Below are 365 nucleotides of genomic sequence, written 5' to 3'. Positions count from 1 at the left end.
CGGTTTCATCGAAGAAGGCGGGAATTGTTGGGGTCACTCGCGGGAGGATTCCGCCCCCTCCCGCAAACGACCCCATGTTCAACGAGAATGGCCCCTATCCGTTGCCATTCATGGCAGGCGTGGCGAACACCTGGCTTGCCAGGAGATGCACTCCACATCGCCGAGGCCTGACGATTGTCGCCTGGCCTGCCCAGGAGAAAAAAGTGTTTCGTCTCAAGAATATCCTCGATCAAGCAACCCTGCAAAAAATCAGAGCCCATCTTCTCGAAACCTCTGAGTGGCAAGACGGCAGGAGCACGGCCGGATGGAAAGCAAGGGAAGTAAAAAATAACGAACAGCTTCCCACGGAAGCACAAGGGCTCAGT

General features: G+C 55.6%; 1 pseudogene. It reads left to right on the top strand.

Annotation, left to right across the window (positions count from 1 at the left end):
• Nucleotides 1-74: 74 nt before the first annotated feature.
• Nucleotides 75-365 (top strand): annotated as a pseudogene (locus DUT91_RS25245) (hypothetical protein); the annotation flags it as partial.

The sequence above is a fragment of the Paramesorhizobium salinisoli genome (assembly GCF_003335045.1).
Lineage (GTDB): Bacteria > Pseudomonadota > Alphaproteobacteria > Rhizobiales > Rhizobiaceae > Paramesorhizobium > Paramesorhizobium salinisoli.
Note: the sequence above shows the minus strand (reverse complement) of the source record. Positions and strands in the feature narration are given on the sequence as shown.